The sequence below is a fragment of the Bradyrhizobium sp. 18BD genome, from assembly GCF_054185225.1.
Genome location: NZ_JAVAYL010000021.1, coordinates 140,206 through 164,491, shown reverse-complemented (window position 1 = coordinate 164,491; position 24,286 = coordinate 140,206). Strand labels below are relative to the sequence as shown.

General features: G+C 65.0%; 21 protein-coding genes. 7 read left to right on the top strand and 14 right to left on the bottom strand.

What is annotated here, in order from left to right; translation table 11 throughout:
- The first annotated feature begins 127 nt into the window (after positions 1 to 127).
- Positions 128 to 952: a sulfite exporter TauE/SafE family protein gene (locus RAD16_RS32005; RefSeq protein ID WP_458161811.1), complete on the top strand. Its 825-nt coding sequence runs from the start codon at positions 128 to 130 to the stop codon at positions 950 to 952.
- Positions 953 to 1,177: 225 nt separating this feature from the next.
- Here RAD16_RS32005 and RAD16_RS32000 read toward each other — a convergent pair whose 3' ends face one another.
- From RAD16_RS32000 to cysG, 12 genes are all read right to left on the bottom strand, one after another.
- Entirely contained in the window at positions 1,178 to 1,966 is a 789-nt protein-coding gene (locus tag RAD16_RS32000) for a 3-hydroxybutyrate dehydrogenase (protein WP_063694203.1), read from the bottom strand.
- Between the two features lies 1 nt (position 1,967).
- Positions 1,968 to 3,143 (bottom strand): DUF3734 domain-containing protein, encoded by a 1,176-nt coding sequence (locus tag RAD16_RS31995; protein ID WP_458161810.1) that lies wholly within the window; start codon positions 3,141 to 3,143, stop codon positions 1,968 to 1,970.
- A gap of 79 nt (positions 3,144 to 3,222) precedes the next feature.
- Entirely contained in the window at positions 3,223 to 3,729 is a 507-nt protein-coding gene (locus RAD16_RS31990) for a CAP domain-containing protein (protein WP_458161809.1), read from the bottom strand.
- Between the two features lie 89 nt (positions 3,730 to 3,818).
- Positions 3,819 to 4,856 carry a sulfate/molybdate ABC transporter ATP-binding protein gene (locus RAD16_RS31985; RefSeq protein WP_458161808.1) on the bottom strand — a complete coding sequence of 346 codons (1,038 nt, stop codon included), beginning with the start codon at positions 4,854 to 4,856 and terminating at the stop codon, positions 3,819 to 3,821.
- The gene (cysW, locus tag RAD16_RS31980) at positions 4,846 to 5,751 is read right to left on the bottom strand and encodes a sulfate ABC transporter permease subunit CysW (RefSeq protein ID WP_458161805.1); all 906 of its coding nucleotides are present in this window, start codon (positions 5,749 to 5,751) and stop codon (positions 4,846 to 4,848) included. Before cysW ends, RAD16_RS31985 begins: the two co-directional genes overlap by 11 nt.
- An 8-nt stretch (positions 5,752 to 5,759) precedes the next feature.
- Positions 5,760 to 6,596, bottom strand: a complete 837-nt coding sequence (gene cysT / locus RAD16_RS31975) for a sulfate ABC transporter permease subunit CysT (RefSeq protein WP_458161804.1) — start codon at positions 6,594 to 6,596, stop codon at positions 5,760 to 5,762.
- A gap of 33 nt (positions 6,597 to 6,629) precedes the next feature.
- Positions 6,630 to 7,631 (bottom strand): sulfate ABC transporter substrate-binding protein, encoded by a 1,002-nt coding sequence (locus RAD16_RS31970; RefSeq protein ID WP_458161803.1) that lies wholly within the window; start codon positions 7,629 to 7,631, stop codon positions 6,630 to 6,632.
- A gap of 112 nt (positions 7,632 to 7,743) precedes the next feature.
- Entirely contained in the window at positions 7,744 to 8,466 is a 723-nt protein-coding gene (locus RAD16_RS31965) for a phosphoadenylyl-sulfate reductase (protein WP_458161801.1), read from the bottom strand.
- Between the two features lie 5 nt (positions 8,467 to 8,471).
- Positions 8,472 to 8,987: a DUF934 domain-containing protein gene (locus tag RAD16_RS31960; protein WP_458161800.1), complete on the bottom strand. Its 516-nt coding sequence runs from the start codon at positions 8,985 to 8,987 to the stop codon at positions 8,472 to 8,474.
- Positions 8,974 to 10,629 carry a nitrite/sulfite reductase gene (locus RAD16_RS31955; RefSeq protein ID WP_458161799.1) on the bottom strand — a complete coding sequence of 552 codons (1,656 nt, stop codon included), beginning with the start codon at positions 10,627 to 10,629 and terminating at the stop codon, positions 8,974 to 8,976. Before RAD16_RS31955 ends, RAD16_RS31960 begins: the two co-directional genes overlap by 14 nt.
- 11 nt (positions 10,630 to 10,640) lie before the next feature.
- Positions 10,641 to 10,958 (bottom strand): DUF2849 domain-containing protein, encoded by a 318-nt coding sequence (locus RAD16_RS31950; RefSeq protein WP_458161798.1) that lies wholly within the window; start codon positions 10,956 to 10,958, stop codon positions 10,641 to 10,643.
- Positions 10,955 to 12,379, bottom strand: coding sequence for a siroheme synthase CysG (gene cysG / locus RAD16_RS31945; protein ID WP_458161797.1), 1,425 nt, complete (start codon positions 12,377 to 12,379; stop codon positions 10,955 to 10,957). Before cysG ends, RAD16_RS31950 begins: the two co-directional genes overlap by 4 nt.
- A gap of 236 nt (positions 12,380 to 12,615) precedes the next feature.
- Here cysG and cysD point away from each other — a divergent pair, with 236 nt between their 5' ends.
- The 4 genes from cysD (at position 12,616) to RAD16_RS31925 (ending at position 18,373) form a co-directional block, all read left to right on the top strand.
- Positions 12,616 to 13,410, top strand: coding sequence for a sulfate adenylyltransferase subunit CysD (cysD, locus tag RAD16_RS31940; protein ID WP_458161826.1), 795 nt, complete (start codon positions 12,616 to 12,618; stop codon positions 13,408 to 13,410).
- An 18-nt stretch (positions 13,411 to 13,428) separates the two neighbouring features.
- A complete protein-coding gene (cysC, locus tag RAD16_RS31935) occupies positions 13,429 to 15,345 on the top strand; it encodes an adenylyl-sulfate kinase (RefSeq protein ID WP_458161796.1) in 1,917 nt (638 codons plus the stop codon).
- Between the two features lie 420 nt (positions 15,346 to 15,765).
- A complete protein-coding gene (locus tag RAD16_RS31930; RefSeq protein ID WP_458161795.1) occupies positions 15,766 to 17,931 on the top strand; it encodes a malate synthase G in 2,166 nt (721 codons plus the stop codon).
- 241 nt (positions 17,932 to 18,172) lie between these two features.
- Complete coding sequence (locus tag RAD16_RS31925; RefSeq protein WP_458161794.1) at positions 18,173 to 18,373, top strand: CsbD family protein; 201 nt, start codon at positions 18,173 to 18,175, stop codon at positions 18,371 to 18,373.
- Between the two features lie 141 nt (positions 18,374 to 18,514).
- On the opposite strand, the gene RAD16_RS31920 is transcribed toward RAD16_RS31925, so the two are convergent.
- Positions 18,515 to 18,670, bottom strand: a complete 156-nt coding sequence (locus RAD16_RS31920; protein WP_042335954.1) for a Thivi_2564 family membrane protein — start codon at positions 18,668 to 18,670, stop codon at positions 18,515 to 18,517.
- 272 nt (positions 18,671 to 18,942) lie between these two features.
- Here RAD16_RS31920 and RAD16_RS31915 point away from each other — a divergent pair, with 272 nt between their 5' ends.
- Both RAD16_RS31915 and RAD16_RS31910 read left to right on the top strand, forming a co-directional pair.
- Complete coding sequence (locus tag RAD16_RS31915) at positions 18,943 to 21,036, top strand: methyl-accepting chemotaxis protein (RefSeq protein ID WP_458161792.1); 2,094 nt, start codon at positions 18,943 to 18,945, stop codon at positions 21,034 to 21,036.
- A 262-nt stretch (positions 21,037 to 21,298) separates the two neighbouring features.
- Complete coding sequence (locus RAD16_RS31910) at positions 21,299 to 23,392, top strand: methyl-accepting chemotaxis protein (protein ID WP_458161791.1); 2,094 nt, start codon at positions 21,299 to 21,301, stop codon at positions 23,390 to 23,392.
- Positions 23,393 to 23,624: 232 nt separating this feature from the next.
- Here RAD16_RS31910 and RAD16_RS31905 read toward each other — a convergent pair whose 3' ends face one another.
- A complete protein-coding gene (locus RAD16_RS31905; protein ID WP_458161790.1) occupies positions 23,625 to 24,275 on the bottom strand; it encodes a DUF2865 domain-containing protein in 651 nt (216 codons plus the stop codon).
- Between the last annotated feature and the right edge of the window lie 11 nt (positions 24,276 to 24,286).

Here is a 24,286-nt window from a genome sequence, read left to right as displayed (position 1 = left end):
AAATTCCTACTTGTTTGGGGCCTACAGCACGATTTTTCCTATTGTGCCCCAAGAGGTTGCGTCCCAGGGGAAATTTATTCTACGTCGTATTGCCCAAGTGACGAGATAAACCTGAGATTCCACAGACATGATTGACCCGCTCTACGTCGCCTCCGGTTTCGGCGTCGGCCTGCTTGTCGGCATTACCGGCGTCGGCGGTGGTTCGCTGATGACGCCGCTGCTGATCCTGCTGTTCGGCATCCATCCCTCCACAGCTGTCGGGACCGACCTGCTCTATGCCGCCGCCACCAAGACCGGCGGCAGCGTGGTGCATGGCTGGTCGCGCAGCGTGCACTGGCCTGCCGTGCTGCGGCTCGCCTGCGGCAGCATTCCGGCAAGCGCGCTGACGCTGCTGGTACTGTGGAAGCTCGACCTCAAGAGCGATTCCGAGCGCAGCCTCGTCAACCTCGTGCTGTGCTTTGCGCTGCTGCTGACCGCGACGTCGCTGATCTTCCGCAAATCGATCATGGAGCGCTATCGCAAGCGCCTCGAGCAGGTCAGCGAACGCACCACGGCCGTCGCGACCGTCGTCACCGGCATCGTGCTCGGCGGGCTGGTCTCGATCTCGTCGGTCGGCGCCGGCGCGGTCGGCGTGACCGTGCTGCTGCTGCTCTATCCGCGCCTGCCGATGGCCACCATCGTCGGCTCCGACATCGCCCACGCGGTGCCGCTGACGCTGGTCGCGGGCGCCGGGCACTGGCTGCTCGGCTCGGTCGACTGGGCCCTGATGGGGGTTTTGCTGATGGGCTCGCTGCCGGGCATCATCCTCGGCAGCTACAGCGCGACGCGCGTCCCGGAAACCGTGCTGCGCCTGACGCTGGCCTGCGTGCTGTTCGTGGTCGCCGGCAAGATCATGTTCGCGGAGTTGGACTTGTCGTCCGCGATCGTGACAGCGGTGGCCCGAACGCATTGAGCGTGAGCGCCGCCGCCGCGCCACTCTCGCTGTCGTAGGGTGGGAAAAACGACTTGTCCGCCGTAGCTCGAAGAGCGAAGGCGGAAGCGTGCCCACGCCTTTTGTCATTTGGAGAAAGATGGTGGGCACGGCGCTGTGCGCCTTTGCCCACCCTACGGCATCGAGCCATTCAACGAAAAACGGCGGGAAATGGTCCCGCCGTTTGCGCCGCTCGTTCCGGAACGCCTACTCCGCGGTCCAGCCGCCGTCGATCGACAGGTTCGTGCCCGTGATCTGCGCGGCATCATCGCCGCACAGGAACAGCGCCAGGGCTGCGACCTGCTCGGAGGTCACGAACTCCTTGGTCGGCTGCGCGTCGAGCAGCACGTCGTTGATGACCTGCTCGCGCGTGAGGTTGCGCGCCTTCATGGTGTCGGGGATCTGCTTCTCCACCAGCGGCGTCCAGACATAGCCCGGGCTGATGCAATTGCAGGTGATCTTGTGGGTCGCGACTTCCAGCGCCACGGTCTTGGTGAGGCCGGCGATGCCGTGCTTGGCCGACACATAGGCCGACTTGAAGGGCGAGGCGACCAGCGAGTGCGCCGACGCCGTGTTGATGATGCGGCCCCAGCCCTTCTTCTTCATGCCGGGCACCGCGGCGCGGATGGCATGGAAGGCCGAGGACAGGTTGATCGCGATGATCTGGTCCCACTTCTCGACCGGGAACTCCTCGATCGGCGAGACGAACTGGATGCCGGCATTGTTGACGAGGATGTCGACCGAGCCGAACGACTTCTCGCCCAGTGCGATCATTCCGGCGATCTCGGCCGGCTTGGTCATGTCGGCGGGCGAATAGACCGCCTTCACACCGAAATCGGACTCGATCTTGGCGCGCTCCTTCTCGATGTCCTCCGGCGAGCCGAAGCCGTTGATGACGACATTGGCGCCGGCGGCGGCGAAGGCGCGCGCATAAGCAAGGCCGATGCCGCTGGTCGAACCGGTTACGACGGCGTTCTTGCCTGACAGAGTACCCATCTTATTCGCTCCTTTTTGGAGGGGGCGCGGTGACGTCCCCCGTGAGATCGTAGGTCACCATGGTCTCGCCGGATTGCGGCTTCTCGAGCCAGTCCTTGTGGCGCATCGACAAATGCACGTCGCGCACGCCGGCTTCCCAATGCTCGACCATGGCGACATGCGAGAAGTCGTAATCCTTGGACGAGGATTCGTAGTTCTTGCTGCGGTAGATCAAATGCACCACCGTGACGGTGCTCTCACGTGATGCCTTGGCAAGGAATTCGACGGAAGGGTCGTTCTTGAGATAATCGGGCAATTTGGAAATCAGGTCGCGCACCGCCCTGCGGGCATTGTGCAGCTGCTTGTTCTTGTCGGTGTTCATTCGCGTGCGGCTGGAGAAGCGGATGTCCTTCTCGCGCTCGGTGGCCTCGAGCAGCGAATTCGGCAAGTCGCCGCGCGCGGAAAACAGGTCGACCTGGAAGATCAGCATGTCGCGACCGACCTCGGCATCGAGCACGTAGTCGAGCGGCGTGTTGGAGGCGATGCCGCCGTCCCAGTAATGCTCGCCGTCGATGACCACGGACGGAAAGCCCGGCGGCAGCGCGCCGGAGGCCATGATGTGCTCGGGGCCGATCTTCTTGCCGAGCTTCTTGAACTCGTAATTGTCGAAATATTTGAAGTTGCCCGACGTGACGCCGACGGCACCGACGGAGAAGCGCGTCTTGAGATCGTTGATGCGGTCGAAATCGACCAGCCGTTCCAGCGTCTTCTTCAGCGGCGCGGTGTCGTAATAGCTTTCCGCCTCGGGATGGCCCGGCGGCCACATCGGCGCAGGCGGCACGCGCGGAACGAAGAAGCCCGGCACGCCGAAGGTTGCGATCAGCGCGGCGCTGGTCGAATTGAACAGCTCGCGGCTGTGATCGCTCTTGCCGATCGGCTTCCACGGCACCGGCGCGGAGACCATCTCCCAGAATTCCTTGAGCCGCTTGACGCGGGTGTGGCCTTCATTGCCGGCGATGATGGCGGCGTTGACCGCGCCGATGGAGATGCCGGCGACCCAATCCGGCTCGAAGCCGAAATGGCACAGCGCCTGAAAGGCGCCGGCCTGATAGGAGCCGAGCGCACCACCGCCCTGCAGGACCAGGACACGTTGCGCATTAGCGGGGACGCTGGTGGATTCCGGGCTGTAATCGGTCATCGGGGAACAATAGCAAAAGGCGAGCCACCGTGGCGACAGTTTCGCCGCGGCGTCAATGCATCCCGGGATCAAGTCTGGCTTATCGGGGCTCCGAGGCGGCCAGGATCATGGTCCAGAACACCTTGTATTTGGTGCCCGGAGCATAGCTCGCCGCGATGCCCAATTTTGTGACACCGCCCTTGAGCATGTTGGCGCGGTGCGGAGGCGAGTCGCGCCAGCCGGAAAACGCTTCCGCCAGCGTATGATAGCCGGCCGAGATGTTCTCGACCGCGACGGTTGCGGGATAGCCGCCGGCGGCAAGGCGCTTGGCCAAGGGCGCACGGACGTCATGGTCCATCTTGTTGGCCGCAGCCATGGCGTTGGACTGGGATTCGGCAAGCCGCATCAGATCGGTGTCGATCACGACGGTGCCAAGGGCGTTGTTCTGGCGGTATTGCGAAATCATGATCGCGGCCGCCTGGGCATCGAGCTTGGAGCCCGGGACCGCCATGTCGGCATACATCGACGGCTGCTGCTGGATCGGCGCCTCGTTGCCGGCGCAGCCGGCGAGAAGCAAAAGAATGAGTATCGCCGCCGCAGCGCGCATGAATCGAAGCCCCCAGAGGAAGGGCCGTTGTTGCATACCAACCGTGGCTGAAAGGTGAATTTTGCGGAAAATTCGCCCCTTCGATCGGCTCAGGCGCCTGCAAATATCCGGTAGCGGCGCGGCTCGAGGCCGATCGTGTCGCCGGCGCGCAGTTCCTTGTCGCGGGGGGCGTCGATCTCGATGGTCCCGCCACCCGACAGCGCTACCTCGGCCCGCTGCACGGGGCCGAAATTGCGGACGTGCTGCACGGCGCCCTCGAAGGCGCCGCTGCCGGGCGGGCCGACCAGCATGTCATGTCGCCGCACGAACAGTTTTGACGCGCCAGGCGCAAGCCCGTCCGCCGCGAGCCGCAGCGGCCGGTCGCCGAGCCTGATGACGCCGCCCTCGACCTGGACCGGCAGCTCGATGGACTCGCCGATGAAGCCGTGGACGAACGCTGTCGCGGGCGTCTCGTAGACGTCGTCGGGCGAGCCGATCTGCTCGATCCTGCCCTTGTCCATCACCACGACGCGGTTGGCGACTTCGAGCGCCTCCTCCTGGTCGTGGGTGACGAAGATCGAGGTGACGTGGATCTCGTGATGCAGCGAGCGCAGCCATTTGCGCAGTTCTTTCCGCACCTTGGCATCGAGCGCGCCGAAGGGCTCGTCGAGCAGCAGGATGCGCGGCTCGATCGCGAGCGCACGGGCAAGTGCGATGCGCTGGCGCTGGCCGCCGGAGAGCTGGCTCGGATAGCGGTCGGCGAGCCAGTCGAGCTGCACGAGATCGAGCAGCTCCTTGACGCGCGCGCGGATGGTCACCTCGTCCTTGCGGATCGCGCGCGGCTGCACGCGCAGGCCGAAGGCAACGTTCTCGAACACGCTCATGTGGCGGAACAGCGCGTAGTGCTGGAACACGAAGCCGACGTGACGCTCGCGCGCGCCCTGCGCCAGCGCGTCCTCGCCGTTGAAGGAGACTTCGCCCGCGTCAGGCCAGTCGAGGCCGGCGATGATCCGCAGCAGCGTGGTCTTGCCGGAGCCCGAAGGGCCGAGCAGCGCCAGCAGCTCGCCGTCATTGACCTTGAGGTCGACGCCGTCGAGCGCGGCGAAGCTGCCGAACTTCTTGACGAGATTCTTGACTTCAATGGTCATTGACGTCCTGTCCTTCGTCGAGGTGGCGTTCGAGGATGGTCTTGGCGATCAGCGTGATCAGCGCCAGCATCGCCAGCAGCGAGGCGATCGCAAAGGCGGCGACGAACTGGTACTCGTTGTAGAGAATCTCGACCAGCAGCGGCATGGTGTTGGTCTCGCCGCGGATGTGACCGGAGACGACCGACACCGCGCCGAACTCGCCCATCGCGCGCGCGTTGCAGAGCAGGACGCCGTAGAGCACGCCCCATTTGATGTTGGGCAGCGTGACGCGGAAGAAGGTCTGCAGGCCGGAGGCGCCGAGCGAGATCGCCGCTTCCTCTTCCTGCGTGCCCTGCTCCTGCATCAAGGGGATCAGCGCACGCGCCACGAAGGGGAAGGTCACGAAGGTGGTGGCGAGCGCGATGCCGGGCACCGCGAACAGGATCTGGATGTCGTGGTCGCGCAGCCAGTTGCCGAAATAACCCTGCGCGCCGAACAGCAGCACGAAGACGAGGCCCGAGATCACGGGGCTCACCGAGAACGGCAGGTCGATCAGCGTGATCAGGAAGGTCTTGCCCGGGAATTCGAACTTGGCGATGGCCCAGGAGGCGACGAGGCCGAAGATGAGATTGAGGCCGACCGAGATCGCCGCGACGATTAACGTCAGCTTGATCGCAGCCATCGCCTCCGGCTCGGCGAGCGCGGCGAGATAGGCCATGACGCCGCGTGAGAACGCCTGCGCGAACACCAGGGCGAGCGGCAGCACGACGAAGATGCTGAGGAAGATCACCGCCAGCGCGATGATGACGGCCCGCACCACAGGCGGCTCGGTGCGGAGACTGTCGCGCGCCGCCGCCGCATGCGCACGCGCATCGGGCGAAGTCAGCGAGACGGGCTCTGCGATCTGCATCGTCATGATCGGCCTCAGCGCGCCGGGATCCGGCTCTGCGCCCAGCGCTGGAGCCGGTTCACCGCAAAGATGATGACGAAGGACACGACGAGCATGACCGCCGCGATGGCGGTCGCGTCGGCGTAGCGGAATTCGGACAGACGGATCACGATCAGGAGCGGCGCGATCTCGGAGATGTTGGGCAGATTTCCGGCGATGAAGATCACCGAGCCGTATTCGCCGACCGCGCGCGCGAAGGCGAGCGCGAGGCCTGTGAGCAACGCCGGCGCGAGCGAGGGCAGGATCACGCGGATGATGGTCTGCCAGCGGCTGGCGCCCAGGCTGCCCGCGGCCTCCTCGATCTCGGGGTCGAGATCCTGCAGCACCGGCTGCACGGTGCGGACCACGAACGGAATACCGATGAAGATCATGGCGACGAAAATGCCGACCGGCGTGAACGCCACCTTGATGCCGAGCGCGGCGAGCGGCGCACCCAGCCAGCCCTTCTCGGCGAACAGCGCCGTCAGCGCAACGCCGGCCACCGCCGTCGGCAGCGCGAACGGCACATCAACGATGGCATCGAAGATGCGCCGGCCGGGAAAGCGGTAGCGCACCAGCGCCCAGACGATGATGCTCCCCATCACGAGATTGACGCAGGCCGCCGCGAAAGCGAGGCCGAACGAGACCCGCAAGGCATTCAGGGTGCGGCGGCTGGAGAGGATGTTCCAGAACTGCTCGGGGCTCAGCTCCAGCGATCTCAGGAACAGGCCGGCGAGCGGAATCAGGATGATGACCGACAGCCAAGTCAGCGTCAGTCCCATCGTGAGACCGAAGCCCGGCAATGTCCGTCGTCGTGCTGCAATTACGCTCACCAGGCCCCCTACTGCCCCTCCGACAGCGCCCGATCAGTTCTTGTAGATCTGATCAAAGACGCCGCCGTCGGCAAAATGTTCCTTCTGCGCCTTGGTCCAGCCGCCGAATACGTCGTCGATCGTGAACAGCTCGACCTTTGCGAAGGCGTTTTCATACTTTTTAGCGACTTCGGCATCGCGCGGGCGATAGAAATTGCGCGCGGCGATCTCCTGCCCTTCCTTGGTGTACCAGTACTGGAGGTAGGCGTCAGCGGCGTTGCGGGTGCCTTTTTTTTCGGCAACCTTGTCGACGATCGCGACCGGCGGCTCGGCGAGGATCGACAGCGGCGGCGCCACGATCTGGAATTTCTCCGGACCGAACTCCTTGAGCGCCAGGTACGCCTCGTTCTCCCAGGCCAGCAGCACGTCGCCGACGCCGCGCTCGACGAAGGTCACGGTCGCCCCGCGCGCGCCGGTATCCAGTACCGGCACCTGCTGAAACAGCTTGCCGATGAATTCCTTGGCCTTGTCGGCCGAGCCGTATTTCTTCTGCGCAAAGCCCCAGGCTGCAAGATAATTCCAGCGCGCGCCGCCCGAGGTCTTCGGGTTGGGCGTGATCACGGCAACGCCCGGCTTGAGCAGATCGTCCCAGTCCTTGATGCCCTTGGGATTGCCTTTGCGCACCAGGAACACGATGGTCGAGGTATAGGGTGATGAATTCTGCGGCAGACGCTTCTGCCAGTCGGGCGCAGTCAGGCCCTTGCTCGCGACGGCGTCGATGTCATAGGCGAGCGCAAGCGTCACCACGTCGGCCTGCAGCCCGTCGATCACCGCGCGCGCCTGCGAACCGCTGCCGCCATGCGACTGCTTGATCTCGACGCTCTTGCCGGTTTCCTTCTGATAGGCGGTCGCGAACGCCTTGTTGAACTCGACGTAGAGTTCGCGCGTCGGATCGTACGACACGTTCAGAAGGTTGATGTCAGCGGCGAGAGCCGAGCTTGCCCACAGCAGTCCTGCCGCGAGCGGAACGATACGGCGCATCATGTCCATCTCCATTCACCTCGACGGCTTCATCGTCGTCGATGGCACGCGGGCATAACTCAGGGCGAAACGCTCTCAAGTCAACGGAACCCGATTTTCTTGTTCGCTAGCTCGCAGCTCGCCTGTGCTACGAAATCTTCATCGTGTGGATGCCGCATTCTGTCTTGGCCCGGCCACGCCAGCGACCCGCGCGCTCATCCTCACCTTCGGCCGTTCTGCTGGTGCAAGGCATACACCCAACCGAGCGAAAACCGGACGCTGCAAGTGGATGACGCGGCAATTTGGCGCGGACGAAAATCGCTTCGAGTTCCTCGCGCGAGACATTGGCGAAGGGGTTGAATTTCAACCGTACGCCGTCGTCCTCAACCACCGAAATGTCGGTGCGCGCATTGCCCTGGAAGCGCTTGCGGCCGTTGAGCCAGGCATCGAACGGCTTCAGCGCGCGCGCCAGCGGCTCCACTTTACGAATGCGGCAGCAGGCGTCGGGGTCGGAGAACCAGAGGTCGCGATCGGGATCTTTCTGAGAGAGCGTCTCCTCGGACGGCTTGACCGAGCGGACGTCCTTGAGGCCCAGCATTGCGACCAGCGTGTCGCGATAGGCCAGCGTCTCCTCGAACAGCCAGCCGGTGTCGAGGAAGATCACCGGGATCGCCGGATCGACGTCGGCGACCACCTTGAGCAGCGTCGCCGATTCCGTGCCGAAGGACGACAGCAGCGCGAGCTTGTCGCGCCCGACCGCCTTCAACGCGGCCGCGACGACCTCCGCGGGGGAGGCATCGCGCAAGGCGCGATCGAGCTCCGCCGCCGTCGGCGACACCGACGCGGATTGGGATGCAAATTGAGTAGCCATCGCGTTCACGTGCCGACACCCTCGGAATGACGCAGTTGCATGCGCCGGTGCAGCGCCGTGATCCGGCCATCGCCGGTCGGCTGGTAGAACACCGAATAGCGCTTCGCGGTCTGCATGAAGGCTTCCGCATCCGCCTGCTTCTTCACCTCAAAGGAATCGAAGCCGGCGCGCAGCATGAACACGAACTGGTCGCGCAGGATCTGGCCCGTCGCGCGCAGCTCGCCGCGGTAATTATAGCGCTCGCGCAGCAGCCGCGCCTGGCTGTAGGCGCGCCCGTCACGGAAGGTCGGGAACACCAGCGCGACGGCGGCGATCTTGCCGAGATGGGGCACGAGCTCGGCAATGTCGCGATTGTTCGGCCAGATCACACCGATCTTGCCCGAACGCTTGAGCAGCGCATCGGCTTCGCCCAGGAAGCGTTCAGCCGGCACCAGGATGTCGCCGCCCTCGGGCAGCGGCGTGTCGACGGCGAGCTTGACGAAGCTGTCGTCGGCGATTTTTCCGCCGTTAACGAGTGGCATAAACGCGCTCCTTGAAGGGTTCGACGCCGAGGCGCTTGACCGTGTCCATGAACAGCTCTTCCGGCCGCTCACGCAACGCAAGGTAGGCTTCCACGACGTCCTCGATGACGTCGGCAACCTCGTCGAATTTCACGCCGGGACCGATCAGGGTGCCGAGCGCGGCGTTCTCGTCGGCGCGGCCGCCGATGGTGATCTGGTAGACCTCCTCGCCGTTCTTCTCGACGCCGAGAATGCCGATGTGGCCGACATGGTGATGGCCGCAGGCATTGATGCAGCCGGAGATGTTGATGTGGAGACGGCCGATCAGGTTGGCCAGCTCGTGGTTGGCGAAGCGCCGCGTCAGCTCCTGCGCGATCGGGATCGAGCGCGCATTCGCCAAGGAGCAATAATCCAGGCCCGGGCAGGCGATGATGTCGGTGATCAAATTGACGTTCGGAGTCGCAAGCCCAAGCTTGTCGAGCGCCTTCCACAGCGCCGGCAAATCGCGCTTGGCAACGTGCGGCAGCGCCAGGTTCTGCTCGTGGCCGACGCGGATCTCACCGAAGGAATATTTGTCGGCGAGATCGGCCAGCGCGTCCATCTGATCTGCGGTGGCATCGCCGGGAGGCGCGCCGATCGGCTTCAGCGAGATCGTGACGATGGAATAGCCCTGCACCTTGTGCGGAGCCACCGAGTTCTTGCGCCACGCTTCGAAGTCCGCGTCCGCTGCTGCCTGACGCAGCTCGTCCGGCATATGCGGCAGCTTCTCGTAGTTCGGATAGGTGAAGCGCGAACGGATGTCCTCGATCACCTCGTCGTCGATCTGGAGCGAGGAATTGCGGATGTGCTGCCACTCCTCCTCGACCTCGCGCGAGAATTTCTCGATGCCGAGCTCGTGCACCAGGATCTTGATGCGCGCCTTGTAGATGTTGTCGCGGCGGCCGTACTGATTGTAGACGCGCAGGATCGCCTCGATATAGCTGAGGATATCGCGGCCGTGCACGAAGTGCTTGATGGTCTTGCCGATGAACGGCGTACGGCCGAGACCACCGCCGACCAGAACCTCGAAGCCGGTCTCGCCCTTCTCGTTCTTGATCAGGCGGAGGCCAATGTCGTGAATCTTGATCGCGGCGCGGTCATGGTCCGACGCGGTGATCGCGATCTTGAACTTGCGCGGCAGGAACGAGAATTCCGGATGCAGCGTGGTGTGCTGACGGATCAGCTCCGACCAGATGCGGGGATCCTCGATCTCGCCGGGCGCGACGCCGGCCCACTGGTCCGAGGTGACGTTGCGCATGTTGTTGCCGGAGGTCTGCATCGCGTGGATGCCGACTTCGGCGAGGTCGGCGAGCGCATCGGGCAGCTCGGCGAGCTTGATCCAGTTGAACTGGATGTTCTGCCGCGTGGTGAAATGGCCGTAGCCGCGGTCGTATTTGCGCGCGACGTGGGCCAGCGCCCGCAACTGGTTGGTCGCCAGCGTGCCGTAGGGAATGGCGACGCGGAACATGTAGGCGTGCAGTTGCAGATAGACGCCGTTCTGGAGACGCAGGATCTTGAACTCGTCCTCGGTGAGCTCGCCAGAGAGGCGGCGCTTCACCTGGTCGCGGAACTCCGAGACGCGCTCGTTGACGAGCGTGCGGTCGATTTCGTCGTAAGCATACATAAGAGAGCGCCTTAAACCTGGGCCGGCTGTCCGATGGTGACACCGGTGCGGCGGATTTGTTCGCGCAGATTGCCGGGTTCGATCTTGCCGTCCGCGCCGACCTGCACCGGGGCGATATAGGGACCGATCGCGCCGACGTCATCGGCCACGGATTCCGCAAGCAACGCTTTCGCCTCGTCCGAGGTGCGCACGATCGCGGCTTCCGACAGGTCCGCGGACCAGCTCTTGGCGGCGGTGCGATACACCACGATGCCGTCCCAGGTGCGGTTGGCGGTCACGACCGAGGGGCCGGCGATTTTGATCTTCTTCTGTTCGAGCGGGGAGGTCATTCGGCTGCATCCAATAGGTCAGAGATGATTTGCTTTGGGGACTGACGGCGAAGCGAACCGGCATGCCGGACCACGTCGCCGATGATGAGGATGGCGGGACCGCCATTGGTCCGCCGCACGAGCTCGGGCAGGTCGCGCAGCGTACCGATCGCGCCTTGCGCATCGGGACGCGTGACGCGGGCGAACACGCCGACCGGCGTCTCCGGCGAACGGCCGGCGGCAAAGAGACCGGCGCGGATCGCAGGCGCCGCAGTCATACCCATGTAGACCACGACCGTCATTTTGGTGTCGGTCAGCGTCGACCAGTCCACCGTCTCCGCATCGCGCGCCTTGTGCGCGGTGAGGAAGGTGATGCGGGTCGCTTCATGACGATAGGTGAGCGGCACCTCGAAATCGGCGGCGCCGCCGAGGCCAGCGGTGATGCCGGGAATGATCGAATAGGCGATGCCGGCGGCGCGCAGCGCCTCGACTTCCTCGCCGCCGCGACCGAACACGAAGGGATCACCGCCCTTCAGCCGCACCACGCGCTGGCCGGACTGTGCGGCCTCGATCATGCGCTTGTTGATGGCGTCCTGGCCGATGCCGGGCTTGCCGACGCGGCGGCCGACCGGAACGCGCGTGGTGTCGCGACGGATGCGGTCGAGGATTTCGGGGGAGACCAGCTCGTCATGGAAGACGATGTCGGCGTCCTGCAACGCGCGCAGCGCCTTGATGGTGAGAAGATCGGGGTCGCCGGGGCCGGCGCCGACCAGTGCGACCGAGCCTTCCGGCTTGTCCGCTCGCGCAAACGCTGACGGATCGGAAATCTGCTTGAGCGCCGCGTCGGCCTCCCCCCTGCGGCCGGCGAGCACGGATGCACCGATCGGACCGTCGATGACGCGTTCCCAGAAGCGGCGACGCAGTGGAAACTCGGCGATGCGCTCGTTGATGGATTTGCGGAAGCCGCCGATGAACTCGGCGAGCTCGCCGATGCGCGCCGGCAGCAGTGCCTCGATCTTCTCGCGCACGCGCCGCGCCACCACCGGCGAGGTGCCGCCGGTTCCGACCGCGACCACGACATCGCCGCGATCGACGATCGCCGGGAAGATGAAGCTGGAATGCTCGAGATCATCCATGACGTTGACGGGCAGGCCGAGCGATTTTGCGCGCGCCGACATGGCAACGCCGACATCGCCCGCGCCCGCGCAGACGATCGCGATGACGCCCGAGAGATCGGCAGTGAGCGGATCGCCGGTGTTAATTTCGATGCGCGAGGCATCTTCGGAGCTGAGGCCCAGTTCCTGATTGCCGTCGATCGCATGCACGCGGATGCGCGCACCGGCAGCGGCGAGCACGCGCAATTTTGCGCGCAAAAGCTCACCCGCGCCGATGAGAACCACCGGACCGGCCTTGAGATCGAGGAACACCGGCAAGAACCGCATGCGATACTCGCTTCCCCCACATCTGGGGTTGACTGGAATTATTTTCTATATATGTGTCGTTTCGAGCGCGCAAAGAGAAAATTTTTTCTTCTCTTCTGCACCGCAACTATAGAAAATTCGCCTCCAAACGCAAAGTGGCAGAGATGCATCTTCTCAGGACCGATTCCGGTGCAGATGGGCGCGACTCCCGCGCCCCCGTTTCCGAGCAAATTCCCGTCGGGCTGACCGCCCCCAGCATGGACCATCTCGACCAGCTCGAGGCGCAGAGCATCTACATTTTCCGCGAGGCGTTTGCCCGTCTGAAGAAGATCGCCCTGCTGTGGTCGCTCGGCAAGGACTCCAACGTCATGATCTGGCTGGCGCGGAAAGCGTTCTTCGGCCGCATGCCGTTCCCGGCCCTCCATGTCGACACCGGCAAGAAGTTTCCGGAGATGTATCGCTTCCGCGATCATTACGGGAAGGAGTGGGAACTCGATCTGCGCGTCGAGCCCTGCCCGCCCATCGATGCCGTCGACCCAACGCTGCCGCCGGCCGCCCGTTCCGCCGCGCGCAAGACCGAGGGCCTCAAGATGGCGCTCGCCAAGTATGGTTTTGACGGCCTGATCGCCGGCATCCGCCGCGACGAGGAAGCCACCCGCGCCAAGGAGCGCGTGTTCTCGCCGCGCGGTCTCGAAGGCAATTGGGACGTGCGCGACCAGCCGCCGGAATTCTGGGACCATTTCAACGCCTCGCCGCCGCAGGGCGCGCATCTGCGCATCCATCCGATCCTGCATTGGACCGAGGCCGACATCTGGGCCTACACCAAGCGCGAGAATATCCCGATCATCCCGCTGTATCTCGCCAAGGACGGCAAGCGCTATCGCTCGCTGGGCGATCAGGACATCACCAATCCCGTGAATTCGACCGCGACGACGATCGACGAGATCCTGATCGAGCTCGAACAGACCAAGGTGCCGGAGCGCGCCGGCCGTGCGCTCGACCACGAGACTGAGGACGCTTTCGAGCGCCTCCGCGTCGCCGGTTATCTGTGATCTGAGGACGAGCGCGATATGAACATGATCGTTACCCCCGCTTCGCCCGCCACGCCGAACGGCACCACGCGTCCCCAGGTCCGCATCGTCATCGTCGGCCATGTCGACCACGGCAAGTCGACGCTGGTCGGCCGCCTCTTGCATGAGACCGGCAGCCTGCCTGACGGCAAGCTCGACATGCTCAAGGCCGTCAGCGCACGGCGCGGCATGCCGTTTGAATGGTCGTTCCTGCTCGACGCGCTGCAGACCGAGCGCGACCAGGGCATCACCATCGACACCACGCAGATCCGCTTCCGCACCAATTCGCGCGACATCGTGCTGATCGACGCGCCCGGCCACGCCGAATTTTTGCGCAACATGATCACCGGGGCGTCGCAGGCCGACGGCGCGGTGCTGATCATCGACGCGCTCGAAGGTGTGCGTGACCAGACCCGGCGGCACGGTTATCTGCTGCATCTGCTCGGCGTGAAGCAGGTCGCAGTGGTCGTCAACAAAATGGACCGCGTCGATTTCTCCGCCGATCGCTTCAAGGAGATCAGCGACGAGATTTCGGCGCATCTCAATGGTCTCGGCGTCACGCCGACGGCCGTGATCCCGATCTCGGCCCGCGACGGCGACGGTGTCGCCGAACGCACCGACCGGATCGGCTGGTACAAGGGGCCGACCGTGGTCGAGGCGCTCGATCGGCTCGAGCCCGCGCGGCCGCTGGAAGCGCTGGCGCTGCGCCTGCCGGTGCAGGCGATCTACAAGTTCGACGACCGTCGTATCGTCGCCGGCCGGATCGAATCCGGCAGCCTCATTGCCGGCGACGAGATCGTGATCATGCCGGCCGGCAAGATCGCCAAGATCAAGACCGTCGAGAGCTGGCCGGTGACGCCGATCGCGGGACGGCAAGGAGCGGGCCGCTCGGTCGGCATCACGCTCGACCGCGAATTGTTCATCGAGCGCGGCGACATCATCGCCCATGCCAACGCCGCCCCGCGCGAGACCCGCCGTCTGCGCGCGCGCATCTTCTGGCTGCACGACAAGCCGCTCGCCAAGGGCGACCAGTTGCTGGTCCGCTGCGGGCCGAAGGAAAGCCGCGCCACCGTCGTCGCCATCGAGAAGGCGGTCGATCCCGGCGAACTCTCGAGCAGCGAGAACAAGGCGATCGGCCGCAACCATGTCGGCGAGATCGACATCTCTCTGTCGAACCCGATCGCGACCGATCCCTACACGGAAAATCCGCGCACCGGTCGTCTCGTGATCGAGGTGTCCGGGCGTATCGCCGGCGGCGGTCTGGTGCTGTCGGTCGATGCCGGCCAGCGCGCCGTGCCCGTCGACATCGTCCCGGTGGAATCGGCGCTGCGGCCCGACGAGCGTTCCGCGCGCTATCGCCACAACGGCGCGGTGGTCTGGCTCACCGGCCTGCCGGCGTCCGGAAAGTCGACGCTGGCGAAGGCGCTAGAGCGGCGTCTGTTCACCAATGGCGGCTCGCCGATCCTGCTCGACGGCGACACGCTGCGCGCCGGGCTCAACGGCGATCTCGGCTTCTCCGCCACGGATCGCAGCGAGAACATCCGCAGGCTTGCTGAAGTCGCAACGCATCTCGCCCGCAACGGCCATATCGCGATCGTCGCCGCCGTCTCGCCCGCCCGCGAGGATCGCGCCACCGCACGCCGCATCGCCGACACCGCGTTCCGCGAGATCCATGTCGCAACGCCGGCCGGCGTGTGCGAGGAGCGCGACCCCAAGGGCCACTACAAGAAGGCCCGCGCAGGTGCGCTCGCCTCGTTCACCGGCATCGGCAATGACTACGAAGCCCCGCAAGCGGCCGAGCTCGTGATCGACACCTCGACGCGGACGGTTGCCGAGGCCGCAGATGAGATCGAGCAGATGCTGAAGACATCAGGCGTGCTGTTCGACGAAGTCGTGGACCTCGCCGCGAATATTTGAGGCGAGCTCTATCGGCTTGCACCGCCGCGTTCCCTCCCCCCTTGCGGGGGAGGGTTAGGGAGAGGGGTCCACACGGGGACTCTCTCCGTCATCGAGAGTGCTCGGCTCCATCGAATTCCGACACGCCTTTTCCTGGGCCACCCTCTCCGCCGCCCTCCCCCGCATCCGCCTTCGCCAAGGCTTCGGCGGACAAGAGGGGGAGGGAGCGCAGTTGTGCGCATGGCGCGAAGTTGGGCTCGAGTCTGTAAAACCAGCGGCCTTCCCCACCTCGTCTTGACATTTTGACAAACCTTTAGGGGTCTTCTCACCGCCCCGATTTTGGGGCTAATAGGTCCCCGAAAGTCGCCCCACGTGGGCGCATTTTGCTGCTGTCGGGTCAAAAGCAGCCAAAAACAGCCATTTCCAACAAGAAAGACCATCATGAAACGCGTCGACGCCCACGGATTGAAGATCGCACCCGTCCTGTTTGACTTCATCGCCAAGGAAGCGGCCCCGAAAACGGGGATCGCGCCGGATGCGTTCTGGGCCGGGGTTGCAGGCATCATCAAGGACCTCGGGCCGAAGAACCGCGCGCTGCTCGCGGTGCGCGACACGCTGCAGAGCAAGATCGACGACTGGCACCGCGCCAACAAAGGCAAGGCGTTCGACCTCGACGCCTACACCGCCTTCCTGAAGGAGATCGGCTATCTCGTCCCGGAGCCGGCGACGCAGAAGGTCGAGACCGCCAATGTCGACGAGGAGATCGGCACGATCTGCGGCCCGCAGCTCGTGGTGCCGCTCACCAATGCACGCTACGCGCTGAACGCGGCGAATGCGCGCTGGGGCTCGCTATATGACGCCTTCTACGGCACCGACGCGATCCCGCATGATCCGTCCGAAGGCGGCAAGGGCTACAACAAGGCGCGCGGCGACAAGGTGATCGCCAAGGCCAAGGCCTTCCTCGATGCCGCCGCGCCGCTCGCGACCGGCAGCCACACCGACGTCACCGCCTACAGCGTCGTCGCGGGCCAGCTCGCGGTGAAGCTGAAGAGCGGCAATGCCACCGCGCTGAAGAACGCTGCGCAGTTCGCGGGCTTCCAGGGTGATGCGGCTTCGCCGTCCGCGGTGCTGCTCGTCAACAACGGCCTGCATGTCGAAGTCACGATCGATCGTGGCAGCGCGATCGGCAAGGACGATCCCGCCGGCGTCGCCGACATGATCATGGAAGCTGCGGTCTCCACCATTCTCGACATGGAAGACTCGGTCGCCGCGGTCGATGCCGAGGACAAGGTGCTGGTCTATCGCAACACGCTCGGCCTGATGAACGGCACGCTGTCGGCGGACTTCGAGAAGGGCGGCAAGACGCTGACGCGCTCGCTCAATTCCGACCGCGCCTACAAGACGCCTGATGGCAAGGGCGAGCTCAAGCTGCACGGCCGCAGCCTGCTCCTGATGCGCAATTGCGGTCACCACATGTTCACCGACGCGGTGCTCGACGAGGCCGGCGAGGAGGTCCCAGAAGGCCTGCTCGATGCCGCCGTCTCTGGCCTGCTCGCCATTCACGACCTCAAGGGCAATTCCAAGGTCAAGAACAGCCGCACCGGATCGGCCTATATCGTCAAGCCGAAGATGCACGGCCCGGACGAGGTGTCGCTGACCTGCGAGATCTTCGATCGCGTCGAGAAGATGCTGGGCCTGCCCGAGAACACGCTCAAGGTCGGCATCATGGACGAGGAGCGGCGCACCACCGTCAACCTCAAGGCCTGCATCCAGCGCGCCTCCAAGCGCATCATGTTCATCAACACCGGCTTCCTCGACCGCACCGGCGACGAGATCCACACCTCGATGGAAGCGGGTCCGATGATCCGCAAGAACGAGATGAAGGCGCAGGCCTGGATCAAGGCCTATGAGGACTGGAACGTCGACATGGGCCTGATCGACGGCCTGCCCGGCCACGCCCAGATCGGCAAGGGCATGTGGGCCGCGCCCGACAAGATGGCGGACATGCTTCAACAGAAGCTCGCTCATCCGCAGGCCGGCGCCACCACGGCCTGGGTCCCCTCGCCGACCGCCGCGACGCTGCACGCCCTGCACTATCACCAGGTCAACGTGATCGCACGCCAGCAGGAGCTGACCAAAGGCGGTCCGCGCGCAAAGCTCTCGGACATCCTCACCATTCCGGTGTCGAAGTCGAACTGGGCCCCTGATGACGTCAAGCAGGAGATCGACAACAACTGCCAGGGGATTCTCGGTTACGTCGTGCGCTGGATCGACCAGGGCGTCGGCTGCTCCAAGGTGCCCGACATCCACGATGTCGGCCTGATGGAGGACCGCGCGACCTTGCGCATCTCCAGCCAGCATCTCGCCAACTGGCTGCACCAGGGCGTGATTACCGAGACGCAGGTGATGGAATCGCTCAAGCGCATGGCCGTCGTCGTCGACAAGCAGAATGCGGGCGATGCGATCTACAAGCCGATGGCGCCCGCCTTCGACGGCGTCGCCTTCAAGGCGGCCTGCGACCTCATCTTCAAGGGCCGCGAGCAGCCGAACGGCTACACCGAATACATCCTCACCGCCCGCCGCCGCGAAGCCAAGGCGGCTGGTTGAACCCGATTGCTCGAACATCAAAAGCCCCGGCTCACGCCGGGGCTTTTTTGTTGGGCACCCGTAGCCCGGATGGAGCAAAGCGTAATCCGGGACGGTGTCGCTTTGAGGCAAGACCCCGGATTGCGCTTCGCTCCATCCGAGCTACGAGACGGAAAAAGAATCGCCGGCAAAACGTCGCGGAACGCGGAGGAACGGTCGCCCACGCCTCGCGTTGTCGGGCCATCAGCAACGGGAGATGCACATGGACTGGAATCGCGTCGAAGGAAACTGGAAGCAGTTCAAGGGCTCCGCCAAGGAGAAGTGGGCCAAGCTCACCGATGACGACCTCAAACTGATCGAGGGCCGCCGCGAGCAGCTCGAAGGCCGGCTCCAGGAGCGCTACGGCAAGGCCAAGGACCAGGTTCGTCAGGACGTCGACGACTGGCTCAAAGGGCTGCACTAGCGCAACACAAACCAAGCCCCGGCTCGCGTCGGGGCTTTTGTCTGAGCGCGTAGCCCGGATGGAGCGAAGCGCAATCCGGGTTGATGTCGCTTGAGGCAAGCCCCGGATTTCGCTGCGCTCCATCCGGGCTACGAATCCCGGCTAGAACACCGTCAGATATTTCAGCAGCGACACCACGCCGATGATGATGACGATCACGCGTGCGATCTGCTTGGCGCGGCCGTCCATCGGCAGCATGTTGATGAGGTAGAGCACGAGGATGACGACGAGAAAGGTGACGAGGACGCCGACCAGCATTTAGGAACCCCCTCTAGGCAAATTGCCAACGGTGTCCTAACGCGCGGCGCTCGCGCCGGTTCCGTACCAGCAACCCCTTACAACTTCTGGTAAATCCGTATTTGTACAGGCAGGCCGACTGCCTAAAACTTTACCCTTTTCCTTTCAGATGCAGAAACCGTGTGCGCTTCCTTGGCGCAACGGCATGCGATTGCCGATCTGCCGCGCCCATCGTTTTCCGAAGTTGCCGGGCGTCTTCACAAACTTTGCAATGGGAATTTGGGGGGACTTCGATGCTCAATCGTCTGACCGTGTCCGCGCTGTTGAAGGCGGTGATCGCCATCACGTCGGTCTGCGTGGTGATCGCGCTCTCGCTCACGGCCTACGCATCGTGGGATCGCCTCAGGACCGCCAACCGCATCTCGCAGATCGCGGACGCCTCCGCCGATCTGTTCAAGGCGATGCACAATCTGCGCACCGACCGCTCGACCACCTCGCGGCTCCTGAACGCGACCGAGCCGATGGATTCCGAGATCGAGAAATATCTGCGCGCCTTGCGCGATGCACAGATGCCGGCGATGGCGCGTGCGCTCGAGCTGCTGCCTAGCATGGACTTCCCGCAATCGGGCTCGATGGTGCCTGAGCTGTCGCGTCTCTACAAGCTGCTGATCGAGGAGCAGAAGGAGTTCTGGGAGAGCGTGGCCAAGCCCAAGGACCAGCGCCGCGCCGGCCTCACCAAGGAATACATGGAGACGACGCAGGGCCTGCTCGACGTGCTCGACAAGCTCTCGAACACGCTCGCCGCCACCGTCAATCACCAGGACGCCGAGATCGACCAGTTGCTGTCGATCAAGCAGAGCGCCTGGCTGCTGCGCAACACCGCCGGCGAGGCCTCGCTGATCGTCTCGACCGGCCTTGCCGCCGGCAAGATCACGCCGGAAGGCCGTTACAACTATACCCAATATGTCGGTGGCACGGCGGCGATGTGGAAGGCGCTGGAATTGGCGACCTCGGGCATGCAGCTGCCGCCGGCGCTGGCGTCCGCAATGGCCGCCGCCAAGACCGGCTATTTCGAGCCGCAATATCTGGCGCTGCGCGACCGTCTTGCGGACACGCTGGTCAAGGGCGAGAAGGCCGAGATGACCGCCAACCAGTGGAGTCCGGTCACGGTCGGCCGCATGGCCAGCGCGGTCGCGGTCGCCGAAGCCGCCCTCGACGCCGCCAAGGCCCATACGCATGAGCAGCGTGGCGCCGCCCAGAGCGCGCTGATCGTGCAGCTCGTGCTGCTGGCGCTCGCCATCGGCCTCGCCGTCGGCGCGATCATGCTGGTCAGCCGCCGCGTCATCAATCCGCTCAACACCATCCGCGATGCGATGCTCAAGGTCGCCGGCGGCGATCTCGCCGTCGACAGCGGCTATCTCGACCGCCAGGACGAGATCGGTGCGCTCGCCGGCGCACTGGAGACCTTCAAGCAGCAGGCGACCGAGAAGCTCAAGATCGAGGCGCAGGAGCGCGAGCGCAATGTCGGCGCGGCCGCACGCCAGCGCGCCGTCGAGGCCTATGTCGGCGAGTTCGAGGGCGCGGTACGCAAGACGCTCGGCGAGCTGAGCGAGGCTTCCGGCGAAATGCGCAAGACCTCGGGCGATCTCTCCGCCGTCTCGCGCCAGACCAACGACCGCGTCCAGGTCGCCGGCAAGGCCTCCAATGACGCCTCGATGAGCGTCGACAGCGTGGCCGCCGCCGCCGAGGAGCTCTCGGCGTCCATCAACGACATCAGCCAGCAGGCGGCGCATGCCGCGGGCATCGCCGGCCGCGCCGTCACCCAGGCGCGCGAGACCGACGGCACCGTGCAGGGCCTCGCCAAATCCGCCGGTCGCATCGGCGAGGTCGTCGGCCTCATCAACACCATCGCCGCACAGACCAATTTGCTCGCGCTCAACGCCACGATCGAGGCGGCCCGCGCCGGCGAAGCCGGCCGCGGCTTCGCCGTGGTCGCCTCCGAAGTGAAGTCGCTGGCGAGCCAGACTGCGAAAGCGACGGAGGAGATCTCCGAGCAGATCGCCGACATCCAGAAGGTCGCCGGCGATGCCATCAACGCGATCCAGACCATCGGCGGCATCATCGGCGAGGTGAACGAGGTCGCCACCGCCATCGCCGCCGCCGTGCAGGAGCAGGGCGCCGCCACGCAGGAGATCACGCGCAGCACGCAATTCGCGGCGCAGGGCACCAAGAACGTCTCGGACAACATCACCGGCGTCAAAGCCGATGCGGATGCCGCCGCAGCGGCCGCCGACAACGTCAAGAGCGCTTCCGAGATGCTGGAGAACCAGAGCCGCCAGCTCGGCCATGAGGTCAGCGACTTCCTCGGCAAGATCCGCGCGGCGTAAGCTGCAAGCTGTACGCAAGCACCGTTGCAAGCACCCACGTCATCCCACGACGTGGGCGAGAACTTTCCGGCGGCCGCCTTATCGTCAACGCCCGTAATTATACGGCAGAAATACTGTCTAAGTTTTTACCTTTTTCAGGCCAAATGAGTTCCAAGCGCCTGCCATAGGGCATGCGCGCGTGCGTGCATCCCTTTGGTCGTTCGAAGTTCGTGGGGGCTGCCGGTCGGGCCACGAACTTCGAGAACGCGTACCAGGGTGTCCGATGCTCAACCGCTTGTCCGTATCCACGCTTCTGAAGGCGGTGATCCTGTCCACCGCACTCGTCGTCGTCATCGGCTTCTCGATCAGCGCGTGGACGTCATGGAGCCGGCTGCAGCAGGCCAACCGGATCGTCGCGGTCTCGGCGGCTTCGGCCGAAGTGTTCAAGGGCATGGCCAACATCCGGGCCGACCGCTCCACCAGCAGCCGTCAGCTCACCTCCGATGTCGCGATGGACAAGGACATCGAGAAGTACATTCGCGAGATCCGCGATGCCCTGATGCCCGCCCTGGCGCGCACCATCGAGCTGCTGCCCACCACCGACTTCGCCCAGCGTGACGCGGCTCTTGCCGAGCTCGTCGCACTGAACAAGACGCTGCTGGCCGAGCAGGCCGAGTTCTGGATCGAGGCGCCGAAGCCGCGGGCCGAGCGGCGCGTGGCGCTCGCCAAGGAATATGTAGCGACCGAGGACGCGCTGATGGCGCTGCTCGAGAAGCTCGCCGGCGCGCTCGCCGCGAGCGTCAACCACCAGAACGCGACCATCGACCAGCTGCTGACCATCAAGCAGATGGCCTGGCTGCTGCGCAACACCGCCGGCGAATCCTCGCAGATCGTCGGCAACGCGCTCAACAGCGGCAAGATCGCCCCTGAGGTGCAGCTCGCCTACACCAAATTCATCGGCGGCACGGAAGCCGCATGGACCGCGATCGAGCTCGCCGCATCGGGCATGCAATTGCCGCCGGCGCTGGCGTCCGCGATGACCGAGACCAAGACGACCTATTTCGACCCGCAATACGCCGCCACGCGCGACGGTGTCATCACGACTGTCGTCAAGGGCGAAAAGCCGTCGATGACCGCCAATCAGTGGAGCCCCTACTCGGTGCCGCGCATGATGACCGCGGTGAAGCTCGCCGATGCCGCCCTGCAGGCCGCCAAGGATCATTCCGCGGCCCAGCGCGCGGCCGCGGTGGAATCGCTCATCTTCCAGATGGGCCTGCTCATCACTGCGATCGTCCTGACCGGCGCCGCGATGATGGCGGTCAGCCGCCGCGTGATCACGCCGCTGCACCGGATCCGCGACGCCATGCTCAAGGTCGCCGGCGGCGATCTCGGCGTCGACAGCGGCTATCTCGACCGCCAGGACGAGATCGGCTCGCTTGCGGGCGCGCTGGAGACGTTCAAGCAGCAGGCGATCGACAAGCTCAAGATCGAGGAGCAGGAGCGCGAGCGCAACGCCGGCGCCGCCGCGCGCCAGCGCGCGATGGAGGCCTATGTCGGCGAGTTCGAAGGCGTCGTCCGCAAGTCGCTGGGCGAATTGAGCGAGGCCTCCGGCGAGATGCGCAAGACCTCGGGTGACCTGTCCGCCGTGTCGCGCCAGACCAACGAGCGCGTCGAGATCGCGGGCAAGGCCTCGAACGACGCCTCCACCAGCGTCGACAGCGTCGCGGCGGCCGCCGAGGAACTCTCGGCCTCGATCAACGACATCAGCCAGCAGGCGGCCCATGCCGCGGGCATCGCCAGCCGCGCCGTCAACCAGGCCCGCGAGACCGACGGCACCGTGCAGGGGCTGGCGCAATCCGCAGGGCGCATCGGCGAGGTCGTCGGCCTGATCAACACGATCGCGGCGCAGACCAATCTGCTGGCGCTGAACGCCACGATCGAGGCGGCGCGCGCCGGCGAAGCCGGCCGTGGCTTTGCCGTGGTCGCATCGGAGGTGAAGTCGCTGGCCAGCCAGACCGCGAAGGCGACGGAAGAAATCTCCGAGCAGATCGCCGACATCCAGAAGGTCGCGGGCGATGCCATCAACGCGATCCAGGCGATCGGCGGCATCATCGGCGAGGTCAATGAGGTCGCCACCGCCATCGCCGCCGCCGTGCAGGAACAGGGCGCGGCGACCCAGGAGATCACCCGCAGCACGCAATATGCGGCGCAGGGCACCAAGAACGTCTCCGACAACATCACCGGCGTGAAGGCCGACGCCGACACCGCCGCCGGAGCCGCCGAGAACGTCAAGCAGGCCTCGGAAACGCTGGAGACGCAGAGCCGCCAGCTCGGTGAGCAGGTGAGCGATTTCCTGGGGAAGATCCGGGTGGCTTAAGGCTGCGGGTTGGATCGGAAGCTGTAGCTATACAAACAGTGTCGCCCCGGCCTAGTGCGCAATTGCCCCCGGGGGCGGGGACCCATAACCCCAGGGAGGGGTTATGAGATGCTAACCACTAGTCTTCGTCAAACGTCTTCCTGTGGCTATGGGTCCCGGATCTGCGCTTCGCTTGTCCGGGACGACAGTGGAGATTGGGGCGGTTGCGTCACGCTCCGCGCAAAGCGCCACCCTACTCCTTCGCAACCACCGGCACGTGACCGAACTTCGCGCGCACCGAGTCCGGCAGCGGCGAGAAGTTCATCGTGACGCCGCGACGGTCGTTGGCGTTGCGGTTGGCGACCACCAGGCCGTCACTGCCGGCGACGATGTCGCCCTTGCGCAAGGTGGGGTCGTCCTCGACCTTGACCTGGGCGAGGCCAACCGGATCCTTGCCGTTGCAGGTACAGCCCGCGACGATCTCGTTGCGGTAGCGGAACGCGTTCGGCAGGTCTGAATAGGATTTGCCCTTGTCGGTCGTGGCGTCGTCGATGTTGCTGCCATAGACCAGCGAGGTCTCGGACGTCGGGCAGAAACTCTTGCAGGATTGCGCCTTGCTCTCGGCATCGTTGCCCTGCGCCGGGAAATAGCGGCCGTCGCAACCGCGCACGCAATAGGCGGCGCCGCCGCCATAGCTGGCGCGAGAACGCTGTGTGTCATAGCGCGGCATGTCGTCGGTCGGGAACGGCATCCGGATCTCCGGCGGCCGCCTGCCGAAGCCGCCGAACAGCGCCGAGAAGAAATCCTCCGCATGCGCCGATGGCGTCAGCGCGAGGCCGGCGGAGGCGACGGCGAAGACCGCCGCCGCACCACCGGCCAGTTTACCGAACAAACGTCTCTTCATGTCACCTCACG

Coding starts and splice junctions, on each gene's coding strand:
- RAD16_RS32005 (WP_458161811.1), top strand. CDS start 128: ATGATTGACCCGCTCTACGTCGCCTCCGGTTTCGGCGTCGGCCTGCTT.
- RAD16_RS32000 (WP_063694203.1), bottom strand. CDS start 1,966: ATGGGTACTCTGTCAGGCAAGAACGCCGTCGTAACCGGTTCGACCAGC.
- RAD16_RS31995 (WP_458161810.1), bottom strand. CDS start 3,143: ATGACCGATTACAGCCCGGAATCCACCAGCGTCCCCGCTAATGCGCAA.
- RAD16_RS31990 (WP_458161809.1), bottom strand. CDS start 3,729: ATGCGCGCTGCGGCGGCGATACTCATTCTTTTGCTTCTCGCCGGCTGC.
- RAD16_RS31985 (WP_458161808.1), bottom strand. CDS start 4,856: ATGACCATTGAAGTCAAGAATCTCGTCAAGAAGTTCGGCAGCTTCGCC.
- cysW (WP_458161805.1), bottom strand. CDS start 5,751: ATGACGATGCAGATCGCAGAGCCCGTCTCGCTGACTTCGCCCGATGCG.
- RAD16_RS31970 (WP_458161803.1), bottom strand. CDS start 7,631: ATGGAGATGGACATGATGCGCCGTATCGTTCCGCTCGCGGCAGGACTG.
- RAD16_RS31965 (WP_458161801.1), bottom strand. CDS start 8,466: ATGGCTACTCAATTTGCATCCCAATCCGCGTCGGTGTCGCCGACGGCG.
- RAD16_RS31960 (WP_458161800.1), bottom strand. CDS start 8,987: ATGCCACTCGTTAACGGCGGAAAAATCGCCGACGACAGCTTCGTCAAG.
- RAD16_RS31955 (WP_458161799.1), bottom strand. CDS start 10,629: ATGTATGCTTACGACGAAATCGACCGCACGCTCGTCAACGAGCGCGTC.
- RAD16_RS31950 (WP_458161798.1), bottom strand. CDS start 10,958: ATGACCTCCCCGCTCGAACAGAAGAAGATCAAAATCGCCGGCCCCTCG.
- cysG (WP_458161797.1), bottom strand. CDS start 12,379: ATGCGGTTCTTGCCGGTGTTCCTCGATCTCAAGGCCGGTCCGGTGGTT.
- cysD (WP_458161826.1), top strand. CDS start 12,616: ATGGACCATCTCGACCAGCTCGAGGCGCAGAGCATCTACATTTTCCGC.
- cysC (WP_458161796.1), top strand. CDS start 13,429: ATGAACATGATCGTTACCCCCGCTTCGCCCGCCACGCCGAACGGCACC.
- RAD16_RS31930 (WP_458161795.1), top strand. CDS start 15,766: ATGAAACGCGTCGACGCCCACGGATTGAAGATCGCACCCGTCCTGTTT.
- RAD16_RS31925 (WP_458161794.1), top strand. CDS start 18,173: ATGGACTGGAATCGCGTCGAAGGAAACTGGAAGCAGTTCAAGGGCTCC.
- RAD16_RS31920 (WP_042335954.1), bottom strand. CDS start 18,670: ATGCTGGTCGGCGTCCTCGTCACCTTTCTCGTCGTCATCCTCGTGCTC.
- RAD16_RS31915 (WP_458161792.1), top strand. CDS start 18,943: ATGCTCAATCGTCTGACCGTGTCCGCGCTGTTGAAGGCGGTGATCGCC.
- RAD16_RS31910 (WP_458161791.1), top strand. CDS start 21,299: ATGCTCAACCGCTTGTCCGTATCCACGCTTCTGAAGGCGGTGATCCTG.
- RAD16_RS31905 (WP_458161790.1), bottom strand. CDS start 24,275: ATGAAGAGACGTTTGTTCGGTAAACTGGCCGGTGGTGCGGCGGCGGTC.